Here is a 20,871-nt window from a genome sequence, read left to right as displayed (position 1 = left end):
CAACAGGCGAAACGCGGTAGAGGAGTTGCGCGCATGAACGCACAAGACCGGCTTGGCCAGCGTGCCATCACCTGCTTCAAGGCCTATGACGTTCGGGGCGAGTTGGGCAAGAACCTCGACCCCGACGTGGCCTACCGGATCGGCCGCGCCTTCGCCGAGGCCCGGCAGGCGAAGCGGGTCGTGGTCGGCCGCGACAGCCGCGCCTCCTCGCCGGAACTGGCCAAGGCCCTGATCGAGGGGCTGACCGATGGCGGCACCGATGTGCTGGACCTGGGCCTTGCGGGCACCGAGGAGGTCTATTTCCACACCGGCTTCCAGGACACCGATGGCGGGATCGAGGTCACTGCCTCGCACAACCCGATCAATTACAACGGCATGAAGATCGTCGGGCGCGGCTCGGCCCCGCTGGACCCGGCGACCGAGCTGCCGCCGATCGTGGAGCTGGCGCAATCGGGCGAATTCACCCCGGTCGCGAAGAAGGGCAGCGTCACCGATTACCGCCATGCCCGCGCCGACTATGCCAGCGCCATGGCCGATTTCGTCGATGTCGCGGCGCTGAAGCCGATGAAGATCCTGGTCAATGCCGGCAACGGCACCGCCGGCCCGACCTTCGACGCCATCGCCGCCGAACTGGAACGCCGCGGCGCGCCGCTGACCTTCGTGCGGATGCATCACGACGTGGACAGCAGCTTCCCAAACGGCATCCCGAACCCGCTGCTGCCGGAAAACCAGCCCCGCACCTCGGACGCCGTCCGGGCCGAGGGCGCCGATCTGGGCGTCGCCTGGGATGGCGATTTCGACCGCTGCTTCTTCTTCGACGACAAGGGCGACTTCATTCCCGGCGAATATATCGTCGGGCTGCTGGGCGCCGCCTTCCTGGAAAAATCGCCGGGCGAGAAGGTCGTCCACGACCCGCGCGTCATCATGAACACCCGCGCCATGATCGGCGAAGCGGGCGGCGAGGCCGTGGTCAGCAAGACCGGCCACGCCTTCATCAAGCGCAAGATGCGCGATGTCGGCGCGATCTATGGCGGCGAGATGTCGGCGCATCACTATTTCCGCGACTTCTATTACTGCGACAGCGGCATGATCCCCTGGCTGCTGGTGGTCGAACTGCTGGCGCGCAAGGGCAAGACGCTGGCCGAGCTGCTGTCGGAACGGATGCGGCTCTATCCCTCCTCGGGCGAGACGAATTACGAGCTGGCAGACCCCGACGCCTCGATCCAGCGGGTCATCGCCACGCTTGGCGACAAGGCGAATTCGCGCGACGACCTGGACGGCGTGTCGCTGGATTTCGGTAAATGGCGCTTCAACCTGCGCAAGTCGAATACCGAGCCGGTCGTGCGGCTGAATGTCGAGGCCGATGGCGATCCCGCGCTGGTGGCCGAGAAACAGGCCGAGCTGGCGGCGCTGCTGAAGGGCTGAGCCCCCCCGAAACCCATGAAGGGCGTCGCGATCCGCGGCGCCCTTTCTCGTCGGGCCGGTGCCGGGCTTAGCGCGGCCCCTGTCAGCGTGGCCCGTCTCAGCGTGGGTCGTCGAAGCCGAAGGCGATATAGTCGCGCAGATAGGCGGCGCGGGCGGCGGCGGCCAGTTTCGGGTCGCGCAGGAAGTCCGGCTGCGGCTCGGGCGCAAGCCCGGCGGCGATGTCCCCCACGATCCCGGCCGAGGCGCAGAGCGCCGCCAGATCCTCGGCCAGCCGGTCCTCGCGCGCGATCAGGTCGGGGACCGCGAAACGGGCGAAACCGGCCAGCACCTCGGACTGGCTGGCCCAGCCCGGATGGGTCGGCAGCGTCGTCTGGCCGTTGAGGTTGCGGCGCAGGAAACCCAGGAAATCATGGAACAGCCGGGCGCTGTCCTGATCCGACAGATCCATCAGCGCCTCGTCCTCGGGCAGCGGCACGCGATGGACCTCGCGCATCAGCTGCCGCATCTCGGGCCGGGCGGCGGCCAGCAGGTGCAGGAAGGCGTCCCAGGCGCGATAGAGCGGATGGCGCAGCACGGTGAAGCTGCGATGGCCGGGATGGTCGCGCTTCCACTGGCGCAGGCTGGACTGGGTGAAATCGCCCGAGACCGCGCCCAGATCCCGCATCCAGCCCGCCACCAGATCGGCCGGCCCGCCCTTGACCGGCATGTGGATCAGCCCGGCCCCGGCCTCGACGGCCAGGAAGCTGGGCACGGCCGGGCCGCGGCGGGGCTCGAAATTCGGGATGCGACGCAGCTGGAACGGGTCCAGCTGCTGCAGGTCCTTCTCCATCCGGGGGAAGTTCCGCACCTTCTGGGCCAGTTCGCGGGGGTTCTGCGGGACCTGGTCGCTGGCGGGCTCCAGCCGCTGGACGTCGCGCCGGCCCAGCCAGTGCAGCAGGCCGGTCATCACCTCGGCGTCGCGCAGGTCCTCGTATCCCAGCCAGAACGCCGTCTGCCCGGTCGCCTGCAGCCCGTGCATCACCCGCAGCTGGAATTCCTCGATCGCCGACAGCATCTGCCGGAACTCGGCGCCGTCATAGGTGATGGCGGCGGGGATCGGGGTCTCGGTCTCGTTCAGCTTCCACTGGTTCGTCTCCCAGGCCAGCCGGGTCGAGACATAGCTGTCCAGCGGATTGCGGGTCAGCACGATCTTGGCGCAGGCGCGATCCTGCATGATCGCGTCGAAGACCCGCGGGTCGTGGTCGTGGAAATAGCGAAAGCCCGGCAAGTGCCCCGGCTTGTCGGTCAGCTTGCGCAACAGCGGCATCGGGTCGGCCTCGCGCTCGGCGCGGGTGATGCCCTGCAATTCGTCCTTGTCGGGCCAGCCCATCATGTAGGGGTTGAAGGCCTCGCCGAAGCAGGTGACGCGCTTGACGGCATTCAGCGTCGCCTCCAGCAGGTTCGAGCCGGTGCGCATCTCGGCGAAGATCACGAAGCTGCGGAAAGCATCGCTCATCGGGGGCCGTTCCTTTCGCTTTGAGGTGCCGCGCCGTCGGGCACCGGGGCAAGCCCGCTCAGATCACCGGTCAGAAGCGGGCGCAAGCCGGCATTGCGCAGCCGCCGCAGCAGCTGGTCCAGCCCGGCCATGTCGCGCATCGGGGGCAGGTCGCGGACCAGTTCGGCATCGGGGTCGATCTGCCAGAAGGCATTGTCCAGCAGCGCCTGCGGCCGGGCCAGGAAATCGGTCATGTCCCAGACATGCACCCGCGCCTTGACCCAGATGGAGTTGAGGATGTCCAGCTGGTGCAGTTCCGACCGCTGCAGGGTCGCCGCGACCCGGCGGACATCGTCGAAGGGCATCCCGGAATGCAGCAGGGGCAGCATCCAGGCGCCGGTGACGACGAAGATATGCGCGTTGGGATCGGTGGCCATGAACCAGTTCAGCGCCTGGTTGTCGCGCGGCCCGAACTGGAAGACCTGCATCTTCGGGCTGATGCGGATCAGCGCCGTCAGGAAGCCCTGCGGATCGTGGTCGCGCACGATGGCGCTGGAGGAGATCGCCCCCGGCCCGACCCGCACCCGGCCGGCGAACTCGACCTCTTCGGGGCCGAACAGGTGCCCGTGGACATCGCCCGAGACATGCCGCGCCAGCCAGGATTCGAAATCGGGGTAGAGGTCGGTCAGGCCCTGGAACACCGCATAGGGCGCCGAGGTCTTGCCGTTCTCGGCATCCTTGCGGGGAAAGCGGCTCTGCATCAGCAGGCCCGGCCGGCCATAGATCCGGCGCCGCACGGTGCGGTTGATCAGCCTCTCGATCCGCACCGGATCGGGCGGCAGCGTCCGCGCCTGGTCCGAGGCCGGGCGCGGGAAATGGGTCAGCAGCCGCGACGATCCCGGCCAGACCTTGCGCGCCACGAAGCAGCGCGAATCCTCCAGCATGCGGATATGGTCGTCATACAGCTGATAGGGCCGGCCCTTGTGGTCGAATTTCGCCAGCGTCAGCGAACGGCTTTCGATCCGCACCGAATGGCGGCGCACCAGGGTCTGGAAATAGCTTTCGTCCGGGATCCAGACGCTGCGGAAGAAGCGGTCGAACTCGGCCCGGCGCGGATCGTCCAGGATCGCCCTCAGCGTCGCGGCCGTCAGGCACCACCATTGCGCGCCCAGATGCGGCGACAGCCCGCGCGGCATCCGCCGCCGGATGCGCAGCCGCCGCTGCAGGTCGACGAAACGGTCGAACAGCTTGCGCTGGCGGCGCCAGTCGAAGGGGAAATACAGGCTGAAACGTTCCTCGTTCAGCCCGCCGACGGTCCAGCCGACATCATGGGCGCTGACGCTTTCGATATGGTCGCGCTGCGGGTCGCGGGCCAGCCAGGCGGTCAGTTCGGAGATGTCGCGCAACGGCAGGCAGGCGCCCGAGGCCAGGTAGACATGGGTCAGATCGGGATGCGCGGCCAGCAGCATCTCGGCCGCGTCCTGCGTCGCCTGCACCAGCGAGAACCGCCCCCAGTCGCAGCGATGGCGCGGCGAATACAGCACGCCCTCGCAATCGGCCAGTGCCTGCTGCATCGCGTCAAGCTCGGCCTGGGGGGTCTTGGCATCGACATGGATCGCCACGCGGGCGCCGCCGTCCAGCCAGATCCGGGCCATGCGCGCGGCCATCACCAGGTCGGCATGGCACAGCAGCACGACGCCCAGCCGGATCTGCTCGGCCCCCTCATCCGCGCTGCTCATGCCCAGTTCCCCCGAGAGATCAGCCCCAGTTCCTCCAGCTGCTGCCAATCCTGGTATTCGCGCGATTCGGGGCACCACAGATCGGCCTCGCCCTGCAAGCCGGCGTGATAGGCCCGATATTCCTGGCTGTTGGCATAGTGCTGGCGGCGGTCCAGCTCCTCGGCCGCCTTCTGCGAGAAGCTGGACAGGAACTTCGCGTGCAACAGGCAGCCCGAGGCCAGCTCGCCCCCGTCCTCGTCATAGGTCAGGTTCAGGCTGCGCGGCAGCAGCATGTGGGTCGAGCTGACATAGGCATAGCGCCAGTGCCATTTCACCAGCGGGATCTTGTTCAGCGCCGGCCCGGCCAGCGGGTCGTAGGCGAAGAAGGCGCGGGTGCGCGGCCCGCCCTGGATCCACAGGTTGCCGTATTTCGGGTTCTTGCGGATCGTGTAGTTCGCCGGATCGAAGTAGCGGGCGATCTGGAACGGGTCCTGCCCCTCGTGATAGGGCTGCGCCTCGATCGGGCCCTTGGGATACATGTCCAGCAGCATCGCCGAGAACGACCGCCGCCCCGAGCCGTCCAGCCAGTCGGTCAGCGCCCGCAGGGGCCGCGTCTCGCAATGCGGATAGATCAGGAATTCGTCGGGATCGACCGTCACGCACCAATGGCCCGAGCCGTGGCGCATCAGCAGCCAGTTGATCCAGTCCATGCCGAAGCGCGCCTGCTTGTAGCCGGCATCGGTCCACCAGACCGACACGTCGGGCTGGTCCTTCAGGTAGTCCAGGCTGCCGTCGTCGCTGTCATTGTCCACGAACAGGAAATGCTGGACGCCCAGGTCGCGGTAATGCTTCAGGAACCAGGGCAGGCGGATCCGCTCGTTGCGCTGGGTGACGAAGGCCAGGATGTCGCGGCTGCGGATCTGCCCGGTGCGGTCGGCGACCGGATGCAGCACCTTGCGGCGGCGCGCGGCACGGGCGATCAGCCATTGCCGCTCGGCCCGCCTGCGCAGGCGTTTCCAGATGGGAAGGCGTTTCAATCCTGACACGGCGCTCCATCCGGCGGGCAAGGGTCACGGGCACGGCTCATCGCTGTCCGACATGCGGGTTTATGCGATATTTGGCAAGGGTTTTCGTGTCTTAGGCCCCCCTTCCGCCATCCAGTCCCCCTGCCCCATCAGCCCCAGATCGACCATCTGCCGCCAGCCCTCATAGCGCAGCGCCCCCTCGTGCCACAGGACCGGCGCCTGGGTCAGCGCATGGTGATAGCCCGCATAGGCGTCGGGATCGGCGAAATGCTGGCGGCGGCGCAATTCCTCGGCCGAGCGCGCGGCGATGGAAGGCAGGAACTTGCTGTGCAGCAGCACGCCCGACAGGCGCGGATCGCCCGGCCCGTCCCACAGGTCGTTCATCCGCGGCGGCAGCATGGAATGGGTCGAGTTCACATAGACATGGCTGCGATGCCAGCGGATCAGCGGCAGCTTGTTCAGCGTCGGCGCGCGCTGCGGGCGGTCGGCGAAGAAGACGCGCTCGCGCGTGCCGCCCTGCACCCAGCGGTTGCGGCGCGGCTGCATGACCTGGCAGCGATAGGGGCCGGGATCGAAGAAGGGCAGCTGCTGCAGCACCGTCCCCTCGGCCGGGCGGTCCAGCGGGCCCTCGGGGAACAGGTCCAGCATCAGCGCGCCCATGCCCCGGATGCCGCGCGCGTCCAGATGCGCGGTCAGCGCCGCCAGGTCGCGCGTATCGTGGCCCGGATAGACCAGCAATTCGTCGGCATCGACGGTCACGCACCAATGCCCGTGGCCATGGCGGAACAGCAGCGCCCCCAGCCAGTCCATCCCGAAGCGCGCGGCGCGATAGGAGGCGCCGGTGCGCCACAGCGACACGTCCGGCTGCCCTGCCAGCAGCCGGTCCGAGCCGTCGTCGCTGTCATTGTCCACGACCAGGAAATGCCCGACGCCAAGCGCGCGGTAATGGGCCAGGAACTCTGGCAGCCGCTCGGCTTCGTTGCGCAGGCAGACAAAGGCCAGGATGTCGCCCTTGCGGATCGCCGCCGTCCGGTCGCGGACAGGCGACAGCGCGCGACCCGAACGGATCGCGCGCCACAGAAGTTCGCGCCGCTTCCAGCGCAGCCGATATGCCGACCAGAGCCGCCGGGGCCAGCCGCGCCGGTCGGGCCGGCTCACCTGTCGTAATGCCCGGACTGGTGCCAGCGCCAGGCGTCGCCGATCATCTGCTTCATGGTCGAGCGGTCGGGCTGCCAGCCAAGTTCCTCCTTGGCGCGCTTGCTGCCGCAGACCAGCTTGACGGCATCGCCGCCGCGGCGCGGCCCGTCGACCATCGGCACGGCGCGGTTGGTGACATGCTTCGTCGCATCCACCACCTCGCGGACGGAAAAGCCGTCGCCCGTGCCCAGGCAGAACACCCGGCTGCCCCTGCCCGCGCGCAGCCATTCCAGCCCCTTCACATGCGCATCGACCAGGTCCATCACATGGACATAGTCGCGGATGCAGGTGCCGTCCGGCGTCGGATAGTCGATGCCATGGATGGTCAGCGCATCGCGCTTGCCATCCACCGCATCCAGGATCAGCGGGATCAGATGGGTCTCGGGGCGGTGGAATTCGCCCACCTCGGCCTCGGGGTCGGCGCCCGCGACGTTGAAATAGCGGAAGATCACGTGGCGCAGCCCGTGGGCGGCCTCGAAATCGACCAGCATGTCCTCGATCGCGCGCTTGGAGGCGCCATAGGCGTTCAGCGGCGCCTGCGGGGTGTCCTCGTCCAGCACCTCGCCGTCGCGGTCGCCATAGGTCGCGCAGGTCGAGCTGAAGACGAAATCCATGCAGCCCGCCGCCACCGCCGCCTCGATCAGGTTCAGCGATCCCGCGACATTGTTGCGCCAGTATTTGCCCGGCTCGGCCATGGCTTCGCCCACCTGGCTCAGCGCCGCGAAATGCAAGACCGCGACGGGCTTGTGCTGGGCGAAGGCCGCATCCAGCGCGGCGCGGTCCATCAGGTCGGCCTCGACCAGCGGGCCGAACTTCACCGCGTCGCGCCAGCCGGTGGACAGGTTGTCCAGCGTCACCGGAACGTAGCCCGCCGCCGCCAGCGCCTTGCAGGCATGCGAGCCGATATAACCGGCGCCGCCGGTCACCAATACCTTGTCAGCCATGCTTATTCGGCCGCCCGGCGCATCGCCATGACATCATGCAGATATTCGGCGAATTCCTCCTTCAGCTCGTCGCGCGCCAGGCCGAAGGCCACGGTCGCCTGCAGGAAGCCCGCCTTCGAGCCGCAGTCGAAACGCTGGCCGCGGAAGCGCAGGCCATAGACGCCGCGCCCGGCCTGGATGTCGTCGGCGATGGCGTCGGTCAGCTGGATCTCGCCGCCCGAGCCCTGCTTCAGCTTGTTCAGGTTCTGCATGACCGTCGGCGCAAGGATATAGCGCCCGATCACCGCCAGGTTCGAGGGCGCGGTGCCGGCGGCGGGCTTTTCGACCATGCCCTTGGCGCGGACGATGGCGCCCATGTCCTCGGCCACGTCCAGCACGCCATAGGCCGAGGCCTTCTCGGGCGCGACCTCCATCGTGGCGACCATGCTGCCGCCGGTCTCGCGATAGGCCTCGATCATCTGCTGCAGGCAGGGCGGCTCGCCCATGATGACGTCGTCGGTCAGGATCACCGCGAAAGGTTCGTCATCGGCCAGCAGGCGGCGGGCGCACCAGACCGCGTGGCCGAGGCCGAGCGCCTTGTGCTGGCGGATATAGGCGATGGCGCCCGATTCCATGTTGGTGGCGCGCAGGATGTCCAGAAGCTGGTTCTTGCCGGCCTTCTTCAGGCTGGATTCCAGTTCATGCGCGTGGTCGAAATAATCCTCCAGCGCGCCCTTGCCGCGCGAGGTGACGAAGATGAACTCCTTGATTCCGGCCTCGCGCGCCTCGTCGATCGCGTATTGGATCAGCGGGCGATCCACCAGCGTCATGATTTCTTTCGGGATACTTTTCGTTGCGGGAAGAAAACGCGTCCCCAAACCAGCCACCGGAAAAATTGCCTTCGTCACCTTGCGACTCATATCTGGCACCTTCGTCCTTCCGTTAAGTTCTTGGCATCCAAGCAATTAAGACGCCGCGCGGCTTACAGACCGCATGTATTCTCCATGTGCAAGTCAGAGAATACTCGCCTCTGTCGCACTATGCCATGACACCGGCGTGAATCGAACGAATTTTGCCTATTTTGCAGCAGCAGGAAGCAGCTTCCTGCTTAGTCCAGGTTCATATCACGCATCATTGTTTCCAGACGTGGAACGTCCTCGGGATTGTTGAGTTCCCAGAATTGGCGTCCGCGCGCCTCGACCTCGACGCAGAGAATCGAACGGTTCCGTTCCAGGAAACGCAGCTGCTCCAATCCTTCCAGCCGTTCCAGCCGGCCCTCGTCCCAGCCGGGATATTCGGCCAGCGCGCCGGGGCGATAGGCATAGACGCCGACATGGTGGAAGACCGGGCTGGGCTGGTCGTCGCCGTAATCGCCCGCCGCGAAGGGAATCACCTCCTTCGAGAAATAGAGCGCCCGGCCGTCATGGCCGAAGACCGCGGTGGTCCCGCCGACCCGGCCCGCCATGCGATCGGCGATCAGGTCGGCCCGCATCCGCCCCGAGCAGCGCAGCACCGGCGTGGCGACATCGGCATCCGGCGCGGCGCGCAGCCCCGCCACCAGATCCTCGACGAACCAGGCGGGGGTCAGCGGCGCGTCGCCCTGCAGGTTCACGACGATTTCCGGCGACAGGCCCAGGTTGGCCACGGCCTCGGCGCAACGCTCGGTGCCGTTGCGGCAGCTGGTGGCGGTCATCACCACCTCGGCGCCGAAGCCTTCCGCGTGGTCGCGGATGCGCCCGTCATCGGTGGCGACCACCACCCGGTCCACGCCCGAGACCGCCATCGCCGCGTCCCAGCTGCGCCGGATCAGGCTGCGCGCCTGCCCCGAGGCGCCGCGCAATTCGACCAGCGGCTTGCCCGGATAGCGGCTGGAGGCATAGCGGGCGGGAATCACCAGCAGGACCGGCATGGGTCAGTCCTTGACCAGCAGCACGCCCGGCGCGAAGGCGATGAAGAAGGGGTTCTCGAAACCCGGCTTGCCATAGGCCAGCGGGGTGTGGTCGTCGAAGCGCACCACCTCTCCGCCGGCGCCGCGCAGCACCGCGTCGCCCGCCGCCGTGTCCCATTCCATCGTCCGGCCCAGCCGGGGATAGAGATCCGCCTCGCCGGTCGCGACCAGGCAGAATTTCAGCGACGATCCGGCGCTGGTCATGTCGCGTACCCCGTAGCGGCCGATATAGTCGTCGGTCGCCTGGTCGCGATGCGATTTCGAGGCCACGACCATCAGCGCGCGATTGTCCGGCGTCGGGTTGACGCCGATGGGATGGGTCTCGCCCGGCTGCTCGCCGAAGGGGCCGCGCTCCTCGACCGAGCGGCCGTCGGCGGTGGTATAGAACAGCCGCCCCTTGGCCGGGGCATAGACGACGCCGCGCAGCGGCACGCCGTCTTCGACATAGGCGATGTTGACGGTGAAATCGCCGCGCCGCTGCACGAATTCCTTGGTGCCGTCCAGCGGGTCGACGATCAGGAAGGTCGCGGCCACCTGGTCATGGGTCGCGGCCTGTTCCTCGGTCACCAGCGGGATGTCCGGGAAGGCCGCGCGCAGCCCGGCCGAGATCAGCGCATCGGCGGCCTCGTCGGCCTCGGTCACGGGCGAGTCGTCCGATTTCGCCCGCACGTCGAAATCCTCGGCCTCGTAGATCCGCATGATCTCGGCGCCGGCCTGAAGCGCCAGCCTGCGCATTTCGACGGTGAGTCGGTCAAATTGCATCAAGATTCCCCTTGGCTGAGGCGCCCCGCGCCGCATCCGCCGATTGTGTCACGGCTCTGGCCTCCTTATGATGCGACAAGAGGGATGGGGCAAGCACCCGCCTGTCGAAGCGCCGCCGGGCCCCGTTTGCGGGACCCTGCCGGCAGGATGCAAGCCAGCGCCCCACGGGGCCAGATCGGGACCGGGCCGGATTGTTCTCGCAGCGCCAGAACCGCAACATGATCCAGGCCGCCGGCACCACGCTGGCGCTGATCTATCACCAGACCGTCTACAACCTGCGGACCGAGCATCGCAACGCGGTGATCGGGCTGCTGCTGACCATCGCCCAGACCGCCGTCTTCATCATGGCCTTCCTGGTCATCTACCTGGTGATCGGGGTGCGCAGCTCGCCCATCCGTGCCGATTTCATGCTGTTCATCATGTCCGGCATCATGCTGTTCATGACCCATGTGCAGACCGTGGGGGCGGTCTCGGCCAGCCACAACCTGGCCTCGGGCCTGACCCGCCACCAGCCGCTGAACCCGGCGATCCTGATCGCGGCCGGGGCGCTGGCGGTGCTCTACCGGCAGCTGGTGGCGATCCTGGCGATCCTGTGGGGCTATCACATGCTGGTCAATCCGGTGCAGATCGAGGATCCGATCGGCTGCCTGCTGATGCTGCTGCTGGCCTGGTTCTCGGGCGCCTGCGTGGGGCTGGTCTTCCTGGGCATCCGGCCCTGGACGCCGAAGGGCTCGAAGCTGCTGACGACGGTCTATCAGCGCGTCAACATGTTCGCCTCGGGCAAGATGTTCGTGGCCAACGTGCTGCCGAACATCATGCTGCCCTGGTTCCTGTGGAACCCGCTGTTCCACATCATCGACCAGGCCCGCGGCTTCGCCTTCATCAACTACACGCCGCAGAAGACCGACCCGCTCTATGCGCTGTGGTTCTCGCTTGCGGCGCTGATGATCGGGCTGCTGATCAACTTCACCACCCGCAAATACGAATCGCTCAGCTGGAGCGCGGCAAGCTGATCGCGGCCGGGCCGGAAGCGGCGGATTGCTGAAAATACGTCGTATCGCCAACCGATTTTGCCCCTTAGGGACGCTTGCGGGGCCCGAAAGCATCCCTATATACACCCCCGAAGCCGTCCGGTTCATTCCGGGCGAACTCTCGCAATGGCCAACTCAGCAAGGGATCGGCCGCGGGGGCCATAACGGACCCAAGGCCGGAATATCGCCGCAAGAAAGGTTATATCTATGTCAAAAGTCATCGGGATCGACCTCGGCACCACGAACAGCTGCGTCGCGATCATGGACGGCAGCCAGCCGAAGGTCATCGAGAACAGCGAAGGTGCGCGCACCACGCCCTCGATCGTCGGCTTCACCGACAGCGAACGCCTGGTCGGCCAGCCCGCCAAGCGCCAGGCCGTGACCAACCCGACCAATACCGTCTTCGCCGTCAAGCGCCTGATCGGCCGCCGCATCGGCGACGACGCGGTCGAGAAGGACAAGAAGCTGGTCCCCTATGCGATCGTGGACGGCGGCAATGGCGACGCCTGGGTCGAAGTCAGGGGCGAGAAATATTCGCCCGCGCAGGTCAGCGCGATGATCCTTCAGAAGATGAAGGAAACCGCCGAGAGCTATCTGGGAGAGCCGGTGACGCAGGCCGTCATCACCGTCCCCGCCTATTTCAACGACGCGCAGCGCCAGGCGACCAAGGACGCGGGCAAGATCGCGGGCCTGGAAGTCCTGCGCATCATCAACGAACCGACCGCCGCCGCGCTGGCCTACGGCCTGGACAAGAAGGACACCAAGACCATCGCCGTCTATGACCTCGGCGGCGGGACCTTCGACATCACCATCCTGGAAATCGACGACGGGCTGTTCGAGGTGAAATCGACCAACGGGGACACGTTCCTCGGCGGCGAGGACTTCGACATGCGGATCGTCAACTACCTGGCCGACGAGTTCAAGAAGGAACACGGCGTCGACCTGACCCGGGACAAGATGGCGCTGCAGCGGCTGAAAGAGGCGGCGGAAAAGGCCAAGATCGAGCTGTCCAGCTCGTCCCAGACCGAGATCAACCAGCCCTTCATCAGCATGGACGCCAATTCGGGCACGCCGCTGCACCTGGTCATGAAGCTGACCCGCGCCAAGCTGGAAAGCCTGGTCGGCGACCTGATCAAGCGCACCATGAAGCCGGTGCAGGACGCGCTGAAGGATGCCGGCTGCTCGAAATCCGACATCGACGAGATCGTGCTGGTCGGCGGCATGACCCGGATGCCCAAGGTGATCGAGGCGGTCAGCGAGTTCTTCGGCAAGGAGCCGCACAAGGGCGTGAACCCCGATGAGGTGGTGGCGCTGGGTGCCGCGATCCAGGCCGGCGTGCTGCAGGGCGACGTCAAGGACGTGGTGCTGCTGGACGTCACGCCCCTGTCCCTGGGGATCGAGACCCTGGGCGGCGTCTTCACCCGCCTGATCGACCGCAACACCACGATCCCGACCAAGAAGTCGCAGATCTTCTCGACCGCCGAGGACAACCAGAACGCGGTGACGATCCGGGTCTTCCAGGGCGAGCGCGAGATGGCCGCGGACAACAAGATGCTGGGCCAGTTCAACCTGGAGGACATCCCGCCCGCGCCGCGCGGCATGCCGCAGATCGAGGTGACCTTCGACATCGACGCCAACGGCATCGTCTCGGTTTCCGCCAAGGACAAGGGCACCGGGAAAGAGCAGAACATCACCATCCAGGCCTCGGGCGGCCTGTCCGACGAGGATATCGAGCGGATGGTGAAGGATGCCGAGGCCAATGCCGATGCCGACAAGTCGCGCCGCGAACTGGTCGAGGCCCGCAACCAGGCCGAAAGCCTGATCCACTCGACCAAGAAGTCGCTGGAAGAGCATGGCGACAAGGTCGACGGCTCGACCGTCGAGGCGATCGAGCTGGCCGTCGGCGCGCTGGAGGAATCGCTGAAATCCGATGATGCCGGCAAGATCCGCAGCGGCATCCAGAACGTGATGGATGCGTCGATGCGCCTGGGCGAGGCGATCTACAAGGCGCAGCAGTCCTCGGCCGAAGGCGAGGGCGAGGCCGATTCCGACGCCCCCCGCGACGTCGATGAAGATATCGTGGACGCCGATTTCGAGGATCTCGGCGAAGACAAGAAACGCGGCTGATCCGGGCCGCTTCGCCCTCTGGCCGGCCCCCCTCGGGCCGGCCGATTTCGTAGGGCTCGTGAACAGGAAACGACATGGGCAAGCGTTGCTATTACGAGGTTCTGGGCGTCGCTCGCGGAGCCGCACCGGATGAAATCAAGAAAGCTTTCCGCCAGAAGGCGAAAGAGCTTCACCCGGATCGCAACAATGGCGACAACGGCGCCGAAGCGCGCTTCAAGGAAGTCAACGAGGCCTATGACTGCCTGAAGGACGAGCAGAAGAAGGCCGCCTATGACCGTTTCGGCCATGCGGCCTTCGAAAATGGCGGCGGCGGCTTCGGCGGCGGCCGCGGCGCGCCTCCGGGCGATTTCGGCTCGGCCTTCGCCGATGTGTTCGAGGATCTGTTCGGCGACATGATGGGCGGCCGCCGGGGCGGCGGCGGGCGCGCGCGCGCGCAACGCGGGCAGGACCTGCGCTACAACCTGCGCGTGACGCTGGAAGAGGCCTACAAGGGGCTGCAGAAGACGATCACCGTTCCGGGCTCGGTCGCCTGCGGCGAATGCAACGGCACCGGCGCCGAGGGCGCGACCCAGCCCGCCACCTGCCCGACCTGCGCCGGCATGGGCAAGGTCCGCGCCCAGCAGGGCTTCTTCACCGTCGAACGCACCTGCCCGACCTGCGGCGGCCAGGGCCAGATCGTCAAGAATCCGTGCAAGTCCTGCGGCGGCATCGGCCGGGTCGAGAAAGAGCGCACGCTGTCGGTCAACATCCCGGCCGGGGTCGAGACCGGCACCCGGATCCGCCTTGCCGGCGAGGGCGAGGCCGGGATGCGCGGCGGTCCCGCGGGCGATCTCTACATCTTCATCGAGGTCAGGGAGCATCCGATCTTCTTGCGCGACGGCAAGGTCCTGGCCTGCCAGGTCCCGGTCAGCATGGCCACCGCCGCCCTGGGGGGCGAGGTCGAGGTGCCGACCATCGACGGCGGCCGTTCGCGCGTGAAGGTTCCGGCCGGCAGCCAGTCGGGCCGCCAGATGCGCCTGCGCGGCAAGGGCATGCCGCCCCTGCGCCACGGCCCCGGCGCGGCGGGCGATCCCGGCGACATGCTGATCGAACTGCTGGTCGAAACCCCGGTCAACCTGACCGCGCGGCAGAAGGAGCTGCTGCGGGAATTCGAGGCCGAGAAGGCCGACAACAGCCCGCAATCGGACAGCTTCTTCAACAAGGTCAAGGGCTTCTGGGACGACATGACGCGCTGAGGCGTGCCGCAAGACATCCTGGCGCTTCCGCGTTAACGCCTTCTTCACCGATCGGGCCCATGCTGGCGCCATGGACCCGAATCGCACTTTCGGCGAAATGCCGATGCCCCTCTTTGATCCCGCCCCCGACGACGTGCTGCTGCCAGCCGGCGCGCCGCCGCCAGGCCGCAGATCGTCCGGGGCCGGCAAGGCCGCGCCGTCATATCTGGCCGATCACCGCGCCCGGCTGCGCGAACGCTTCATGCAGGGCGGTGCCGCCGCCCTGCCCGATTACGAGATGCTGGAGCTGGTCCTGTTCCGCGCCATTCCCCGGCAGGACGTGAAGCCGCTGGCCCGCCGCCTGATCGAGCGGTTCGGCGATTTCAACCGGGTCCTCTCGGCCCATCCCGCCCGGCTGGCCGAGGTGGAGGGCGTCGGCCCCGCCGTCGTCACCGAGTTGAAGATCGTCGAGGCCGCCGCGCAGCGCCTGGCCCGCGCCCGCGTGCTGCATCGCCCGGTCCTGTCGGGCTGGCAGGTGCTGCTGGACTATTGCCATACCAGCATGGCCCATCGCGAAACCGAACAGTTCCGCGTCCTCTACCTGGACCGCAAGAACGTCCTGATCGCGGACGAGGAACAGGCGCAGGGCACCGTCGATCACGTCCCGGTCTATCCGCGCGAGATCATCCGCCGCGCGCTGGAACTGAACGCCTCGGCGCTGATTCTGGTCCACAACCATCCCTCGGGCGATCCCACGCCCTCGGATTCCGACATTACCATGACCGCGCGCATCGCGCAGGCGGCCGACAGCATGGGAATCACCGTCCATGACCACCTGATCATCGGCAAATCCCGCGAGCTGAGCTTCCGCGCGGAAGGTTTGCTGTAGCCCGCGACGGAATCAGCCGGCAACAGTTTGCCGAAGGCGACGGTCCAGGCGGCGCGCGGCGTAAGACGATGGGTGCAGATTTCCAACAGCTGCCGCCTTTTGCGCCTTTCGCCGCAGGCTTACACGCTGGACTGACAAGGAATTGAACGCTAGAACCGCCCTCGCGAAGGCTGCGATCAAACGTGGCCCGGATTGTCGTATCGGCCAATTCCATGGCCCGAATTGGAGAATTACCCGTGTCCCACGCAGATGACCACGTAGGCACCCGTAGGGATTTCCTCTACTATGCCACGGCGGGCGCAGGTACGGTGGCTGCAGGAGCCGCCGCCTGGACGCTTGTGAACCAGATGAACCCTTCGGCCGATGTCCAGGCTCTGGCCTCGATCCAGGTCGATGTCAGCGGCGTCACCGTCGGCTCTCAGCTGACGGTGAAGTGGCTGGGCAAGCCCGTGTTCATCCGCCGCCGGACCCCCGAAGAGATCGAAGCCGCCCGCGCCGTCCAGCTGAACGAGCTGATCGACCAGGGCGCCGAGAACGCCAACAGGCCCGGCGAACCCGCCCTGGACGAGAACCGCACCCTGGACGAGGCCGGCGAATGGCTGGTGCAGATCGGCGTCTGCACCCATCTGGGCTGCGTGCCGATCGGCGACGGCGCCGGCGATTTCGGCGGCTGGTTCTGCCCCTGCCACGGCTCTCACTACGACACTTCCGGGCGCATCCGCCGGGGCCCCGCCCCGAAGAACCTGCCGATCCCGGTCGCGGCGTTCATCAACGACACCACCATCCAACTGGGCTGAGGAGGGCATCATGGCCGGAATTCCGCACGACCATTACGAGCCCAAATCGGGCTTCGAGAAGTGGCTGCATCGCCGTCTGCCGGTGGTCAGCCTTGTCTATGACACGCTGATGATCCCCACCCCCAAGAACCTGAACTGGTGGTGGATCTGGGGCATCGTCCTGGCCTTCTGCCTGGCGCTGCAGATCGTGACCGGCATCGTGCTGGTGATGCATTACACGCCGCATGTGGACCTGGCCTTCGCCAGCGTCGAGCATATCATGCGCAACGTGAACGGCGGCTACATGCTGCGCTACCTGCACGCCAACGGCGCCTCGCTGTTCTTCTTCGCGGTCTATATCCACATCTTCCGCGGCCTCTATTACGGCAGCTACAAGGCCCCGCGCGAGGTGACCTGGATCGTCGGCATGCTGATCTACCTGCTGATGATGGCCACCGCCTTCATGGGCTACGTGCTGCCCTGGGGGCAGATGTCCTTCTGGGGCGCCACGGTGATCACCGGCCTGTTCGGCGCGATCCCCGGCATCGGCGAGCCGATCCAGACCTGGCTGCTGGGCGGACCCGCGGTGGACAATGCCACGCTGAACCGCTTCTTCTCGCTGCATTACCTGCTGCCCTTCGTGATCGCGGCGCTGGTGATCGTCCATATCTGGGCCTTCCACACCACCGGCAATAACAACCCGACGGGTGTCGAGGTGCGGCGCGGCTCGAAAGAGGAAGCCGAGAAGGACACCCTGCCCTTCTGGCCCTATTTCGTGATCAAGGACCTGTTCGCGCTGGCCGTGATCCTGGTGGTCTTCTTCGCGGTGATCGGCTTCATGCCGAACTATCTGGGCCATCCCGACAACTATATCGAGGCCGACCCGCTGATGACGCCGGCCCATATCGTGCCGGAATGGTATTTCCTGCCCTTCTACGCGATCCTGCGGGCCTTCGACGGCGATGTCTGGCTGGTCCAGCTGGTCAGCTTCCTGTCCTTCCGCATCATCGACGCCAAGTTCTTCGGCGTCCTGGCGATGTTCGGCGCGATCCTGGTCATGGCGCTGGTGCCCTGGCTTGACACCAGCCGCGTGCGCTCGGGCCGTTACCGGCCGCTGTTCAAGTGGTGGTTCTGGCTGCTGGTCGTCGATTTCGTGGTCCTGATGTGGGCCGGGGCGATGCCGGCCGAGGGGATCTATCCCTATATCGCGCTGGCCGGCGCGGCCTACTGGTTCGCCTATTTCCTTGTCATTCTGCCGCTGCTTGGCGTGATCGAGAAGCCCGATCCGATGCCCTCGACCATCGAGGAGGACTTCGACCATCACTACAAACCCGCGCAACCGGCCGAGTAAGGAGAGCCAGACATGACCCTGAGAACCAAGACGCTCACGGCCGTCGTGGCCCTGACGATCTCTGCGGCCGGCTTCGCGCTTGCGCAGGACAGCGACACCGCTGTCCCGGCCGACCAGCCCGCGACCGAGACGCAGGCCACGCCCGAAAACGACACCGCCCCGGCCGCGACCGGGACGGAAGAGGCCGGCGAGGCCGAGGCCACCGAAGCGGAGGGCGAAGCGCCCGCCGCCGAGGGAGCTGATGCCGAAGAGGCCGCGCCCGAGGAGACCGTGACCGAGGAGGCCCCCGCCGAGGAGCCTGCCGCCGAAGAGCCGGCGGCAGAGGATGCGGCGACCGACGAGGCCGCCGAGGAACCCGCCGCCGAGGAGCCGGCAGAGGCAGCTACGGATGCCGATGCGGCCGCCGACGCGGAAGCACCTGCCGAGGAATCGGCGGAAGAACCGGCGGCGGATGAGGCCGAAGCGCCTGCCGAGGACGCCGCGGCAGAGGAACCGGCCGCCGCGGAAGACCCCGCCGCCGAAGCCGAGGAACCGGCCGGCGAGGATCACGCCGAGGATGACCATGCCGGCGGCGACAGCCATGGCGCGGGTCATATCGAGGACGTCTCGTTCAGCTTCGAGGGACCCTTCGGCAAATACGACCAGTTCCAGCTGCAGCGCGGGTTGCAGGTCTATACCGAGGTCTGCGCGGCCTGCCACGGCATGAAGTTCGTGCCGATCCGCACGCTGGCGGATCCGGGCGGCCCCGGCCTGCCCGAGGACCAGGTGCGCGCCTATGCGGCGGGCCTGAACCCGGTGCTGGATCCCGAGACCGAGGAAGAGCGCGACCGCCTGCCCACCGACCATTTCCCGGAAGTTTCGGGCATGGGCATGGGGCCGGACCTGTCGCTGATGGCCAAGGCCCGCGCGGGCTTCCACGGCCCCTACGGCACCGGCATCAGCCAGCTGTTCCGCGGCATCGGCGGGCCGGAATACATCCACGCGGTCCTGACCGGCTATACCGGCGAGACCTCGGAACAGGCCGGCACGACGCTGTATGAGAACACCGCCTTCCCCGGCGGCATGATCAGCATGCCCGAGCCGCTGTCGGACGACATGGTGAGCTATGCCGACGGCACCCCGGCGACGGTGGACCAGATGTCGATGGACGTCTCGGCCTTCCTGATGTGGACGGCCGAGCCGAAGATGATGGACCGCAAGCAGGTCGGCCTCGTCTCGGTGCTGTTCCTGGTCCTGCTCAGCGCGCTGCTCTACCTGACCAACAAGCGGCTCTGGGCGCCCCACAAGGGCAAGCTGCCGAAGAAAGAGGACTGATCCCGGATCGGTCGAAGCGAACGGAACGCGCCCCTTCGGGGGCGCGTTTTTCGTAGCAGTGGCAGGCGCTGGACAAGCGGCGGCAAGGCGGCTCTGATGGGCGCGAAGCGGAGGGATGCGATGACCGTCTGGAATCTGGGCTCGATCAATATCGACCATGTCTACCGGCTGGACCACCTGCCCCGACCGGGCGAGACGCTGGCCGCAACGGGCCACGACCAGGGGCTGGGCGGCAAGGGCGCGAACCAGTCGGTCGCCGCCGCGCGCGCCGGCGCGACGGTGCGGCATCTGGGCGCGCTGGGGCCGGGCGCGGATTGGGTGATCGCCCGGCTGCAGGCCAGCGGCGTCGCGACCGAAGGCATCCGCATCCTGCCCGACAGCTCCAGCGGCCACGCCATCATCATGGTCGACGCGGATGCGGAAAACGCCATCGTCATCCATGCCGGCGCCAATCGCGCGCTGGACCCGGACTGGCTGCGCGGGGCCTGCGCCGGGATCGCGGCGGGCGACACCCTGCTGATCCAGAACGAGACCAGCCTGCAGGCCGAGGCCGCGCGGCTGGCGCAGGAGGCGGGCGCGCGGGTCATCTATTCCGCCGCCCCCTTCGATCTGGACGCGCTGCGCGAGGTGCTGCCGCATGTCTCGATCCTGGCGCTGAACGAGGGCGAGGCCGAGCAGCTGTTCGCGGCCATGCCCGGCGCCCTGCCGGTCGCGCAGATGCTGATCACGCGTGGGGCGAAGGGTGCCGAATTCCGCGACCTGCGCAGCGGCGAATCGCTGCATCAGCCGGCCTTCCCGGTCACGCCCGTCGATACGACCGGGGCGGGGGACTGTTTCGCGGGCTATTTCGCCGCCGCGCTGGATGGCGGCGAATCAGTGGCGCAGGCCCTGCGCCTGGCGGCGGCGGCCGCCGCCCTGCAGGTCACGCGCAGCGGTGCCGGCGACGCGATGCCCACGCGGGCCGAGGTCGAGGCGTTCCTGAAGGACCGACCCGATCCCGCCTAACCCAGCGAATAGCCGGTGCCGCGCACGGTGCGGACCGGGTTGTCGCCGCCATTCTGCATCAGCGCCTTGCGCAGCCGTCCGACATGGACGTCGATGGTGCGGGTGTCGACATAGATGTCGCGCCCCCAGACCCGGTCCAGAAGCTGCTCGCGCGTCCAGACCCGGCCGGGCTTTTCCATCAGCGTGGACAGCAGCCGGAACTCGGTCGGGCCCAGATGCAGCGGCTGGCCGGCGCGGAAGACGCGATGCTCGGCCGCATCCAGGATGATGTCGGCGAAGCTGAGCCTTTCGCCCATCGTCGCCGGGCGGGTGCGGCGCAGCTGGGTGCGCAGCCGGGCCATCAGCTCGACCACGGAATAGGGCTTCACCACATAGTCGTCGGCGCCGGTCTCCAGCCCGCGCACGCGATCGGTTTCCTCGCTGCGGGCCGAGAGCATGATGATCGGGATGCCGCGGGTCGCGGGATCGGCCTTGACCTGGCGGCAGACCTCGATCCCGCTGACCTTGGGCAGCATCCAGTCCAGAACCAGAAGATCGGGCTGCTCTTCCTGGACCAGAAGAAGCGCATCCTCGCCGTTATCGGCAACCACCACATCGAAACCCTCGGCCTCGAGGTTGTACTGCAGCACTTCGCGCTGCGCACCCTCGTCCTCGACGACCAGAACACAGGGGGCCTGACGTGACGCCATTGC

At 67.2% G+C, this 20,871-nt stretch carries 17 protein-coding genes and 1 pseudogene; 9 read left to right on the top strand and 9 right to left on the bottom strand.

What is annotated here, in order from left to right; genetic code table 11:
• The first annotated feature begins 33 nt into the window (after positions 1-33).
• Entirely contained in the window at positions 34-1,425 is a 1,392-nt protein-coding gene (locus C9E82_RS14150; protein WP_119897158.1) for a phosphohexomutase domain-containing protein, read from the top strand.
• A 97-nt stretch (positions 1,426-1,522) separates the two neighbouring features.
• On the opposite strand, the gene C9E82_RS14145 is transcribed toward C9E82_RS14150, so the two are convergent.
• The 8 genes from C9E82_RS14145 to cysQ form a co-directional block, all read right to left on the bottom strand.
• Positions 1,523-2,920, bottom strand: a complete 1,398-nt coding sequence (locus tag C9E82_RS14145) for a hypothetical protein (protein ID WP_119897157.1) — start codon at positions 2,918-2,920, stop codon at positions 1,523-1,525.
• The gene (locus C9E82_RS14140; RefSeq protein WP_119897156.1) at positions 2,917-4,638 is read right to left on the bottom strand and encodes a DUF5927 domain-containing protein; all 1,722 of its coding nucleotides are present in this window, start codon (positions 4,636-4,638) and stop codon (positions 2,917-2,919) included. The genes C9E82_RS14145 and C9E82_RS14140 overlap by 4 nt, the downstream gene beginning before the upstream one ends.
• Positions 4,635-5,654 (bottom strand): glycosyltransferase family 2 protein, encoded by a 1,020-nt coding sequence (locus C9E82_RS14135; protein ID WP_420849804.1) that lies wholly within the window; start codon positions 5,652-5,654, stop codon positions 4,635-4,637. Before C9E82_RS14135 ends, C9E82_RS14140 begins: the two co-directional genes overlap by 4 nt.
• 69 nt (positions 5,655-5,723) lie before the next feature.
• Positions 5,724-6,800 carry a glycosyltransferase family 2 protein gene (locus C9E82_RS14130; protein ID WP_119897154.1) on the bottom strand — a complete coding sequence of 359 codons (1,077 nt, stop codon included), beginning with the start codon at positions 6,798-6,800 and terminating at the stop codon, positions 5,724-5,726.
• Positions 6,797-7,783, bottom strand: a complete 987-nt coding sequence (galE, locus tag C9E82_RS14125) for a UDP-glucose 4-epimerase GalE (protein ID WP_119897153.1) — start codon at positions 7,781-7,783, stop codon at positions 6,797-6,799. Before galE ends, C9E82_RS14130 begins: the two co-directional genes overlap by 4 nt.
• 2 nt (positions 7,784-7,785) lie before the next feature.
• The gene (locus tag C9E82_RS14120) at positions 7,786-8,682 is read right to left on the bottom strand and encodes a UTP--glucose-1-phosphate uridylyltransferase (protein WP_119897152.1); all 897 of its coding nucleotides are present in this window, start codon (positions 8,680-8,682) and stop codon (positions 7,786-7,788) included.
• A 188-nt stretch (positions 8,683-8,870) separates the two neighbouring features.
• Positions 8,871-9,671, bottom strand: coding sequence for a 3-deoxy-manno-octulosonate cytidylyltransferase (locus C9E82_RS14115; RefSeq protein ID WP_119897151.1), 801 nt, complete (start codon positions 9,669-9,671; stop codon positions 8,871-8,873).
• Positions 9,672-9,674: 3 nt separating this feature from the next.
• Positions 9,675-10,472, bottom strand: coding sequence for a 3'(2'),5'-bisphosphate nucleotidase CysQ (cysQ, locus tag C9E82_RS14110; RefSeq protein ID WP_170162014.1), 798 nt, complete (start codon positions 10,470-10,472; stop codon positions 9,675-9,677).
• Positions 10,473-10,690: 218 nt separating this feature from the next.
• Here cysQ and C9E82_RS14105 point away from each other — a divergent pair, with 218 nt between their 5' ends.
• From C9E82_RS14105 to C9E82_RS14070, 8 genes and pseudogenes are all read left to right on the top strand, one after another.
• Positions 10,691-11,485: an ABC transporter permease gene (locus C9E82_RS14105; RefSeq protein WP_119897170.1), complete on the top strand. Its 795-nt coding sequence runs from the start codon at positions 10,691-10,693 to the stop codon at positions 11,483-11,485.
• A 225-nt stretch (positions 11,486-11,710) separates the two neighbouring features.
• A complete protein-coding gene (gene dnaK / locus C9E82_RS14100; protein ID WP_119897150.1) occupies positions 11,711-13,630 on the top strand; it encodes a molecular chaperone DnaK in 1,920 nt (639 codons plus the stop codon).
• 74 nt (positions 13,631-13,704) lie between these two features.
• Positions 13,705-14,865 carry a molecular chaperone DnaJ gene (gene dnaJ / locus C9E82_RS14095; RefSeq protein ID WP_119897149.1) on the top strand — a complete coding sequence of 387 codons (1,161 nt, stop codon included), beginning with the start codon at positions 13,705-13,707 and terminating at the stop codon, positions 14,863-14,865.
• A gap of 70 nt (positions 14,866-14,935) precedes the next feature.
• Positions 14,936-15,733 carry a RadC family protein gene (gene radC, locus C9E82_RS14090; protein ID WP_119897148.1) on the top strand — a complete coding sequence of 266 codons (798 nt, stop codon included), beginning with the start codon at positions 14,936-14,938 and terminating at the stop codon, positions 15,731-15,733.
• Between the two features lie 236 nt (positions 15,734-15,969).
• Positions 15,970-16,530, top strand: coding sequence for a ubiquinol-cytochrome c reductase iron-sulfur subunit (gene petA, locus C9E82_RS14085; RefSeq protein ID WP_119897147.1), 561 nt, complete (start codon positions 15,970-15,972; stop codon positions 16,528-16,530).
• A gap of 10 nt (positions 16,531-16,540) precedes the next feature.
• Positions 16,541-17,860 carry a cytochrome b gene (petB, locus tag C9E82_RS14080; RefSeq protein ID WP_119897146.1) on the top strand — a complete coding sequence of 440 codons (1,320 nt, stop codon included), beginning with the start codon at positions 16,541-16,543 and terminating at the stop codon, positions 17,858-17,860.
• 582 nt (positions 17,861-18,442) lie between these two features.
• Positions 18,443-19,174: pseudogene (locus C9E82_RS25375) on the top strand (cytochrome c1); the annotation flags it as partial.
• Positions 19,175-19,294: 120 nt separating this feature from the next.
• Positions 19,295-20,179, top strand: a complete 885-nt coding sequence (locus C9E82_RS14070; protein WP_119897144.1) for a ribokinase — start codon at positions 19,295-19,297, stop codon at positions 20,177-20,179.
• Here C9E82_RS14070 and phoB read toward each other — a convergent pair.
• Positions 20,176-20,868 (bottom strand): phosphate regulon transcriptional regulator PhoB, encoded by a 693-nt coding sequence (phoB, locus tag C9E82_RS14065; RefSeq protein WP_119897143.1) that lies wholly within the window; start codon positions 20,866-20,868, stop codon positions 20,176-20,178. The genes C9E82_RS14070 and phoB overlap by 4 nt on opposite strands.
• Positions 20,869-20,871: the final 3 nt, after the last annotated feature.

The sequence above is a fragment of the Paracoccus sigandri genome, assembly GCF_003709565.1.
GTDB classification, from domain to species: domain Bacteria; phylum Pseudomonadota; class Alphaproteobacteria; order Rhodobacterales; family Rhodobacteraceae; genus Paracoccus; species Paracoccus siganidrum.
The sequence above is the reverse complement of the archived record's forward strand: the minus strand, read 5'-3'. Positions and strand labels throughout refer to the sequence as shown.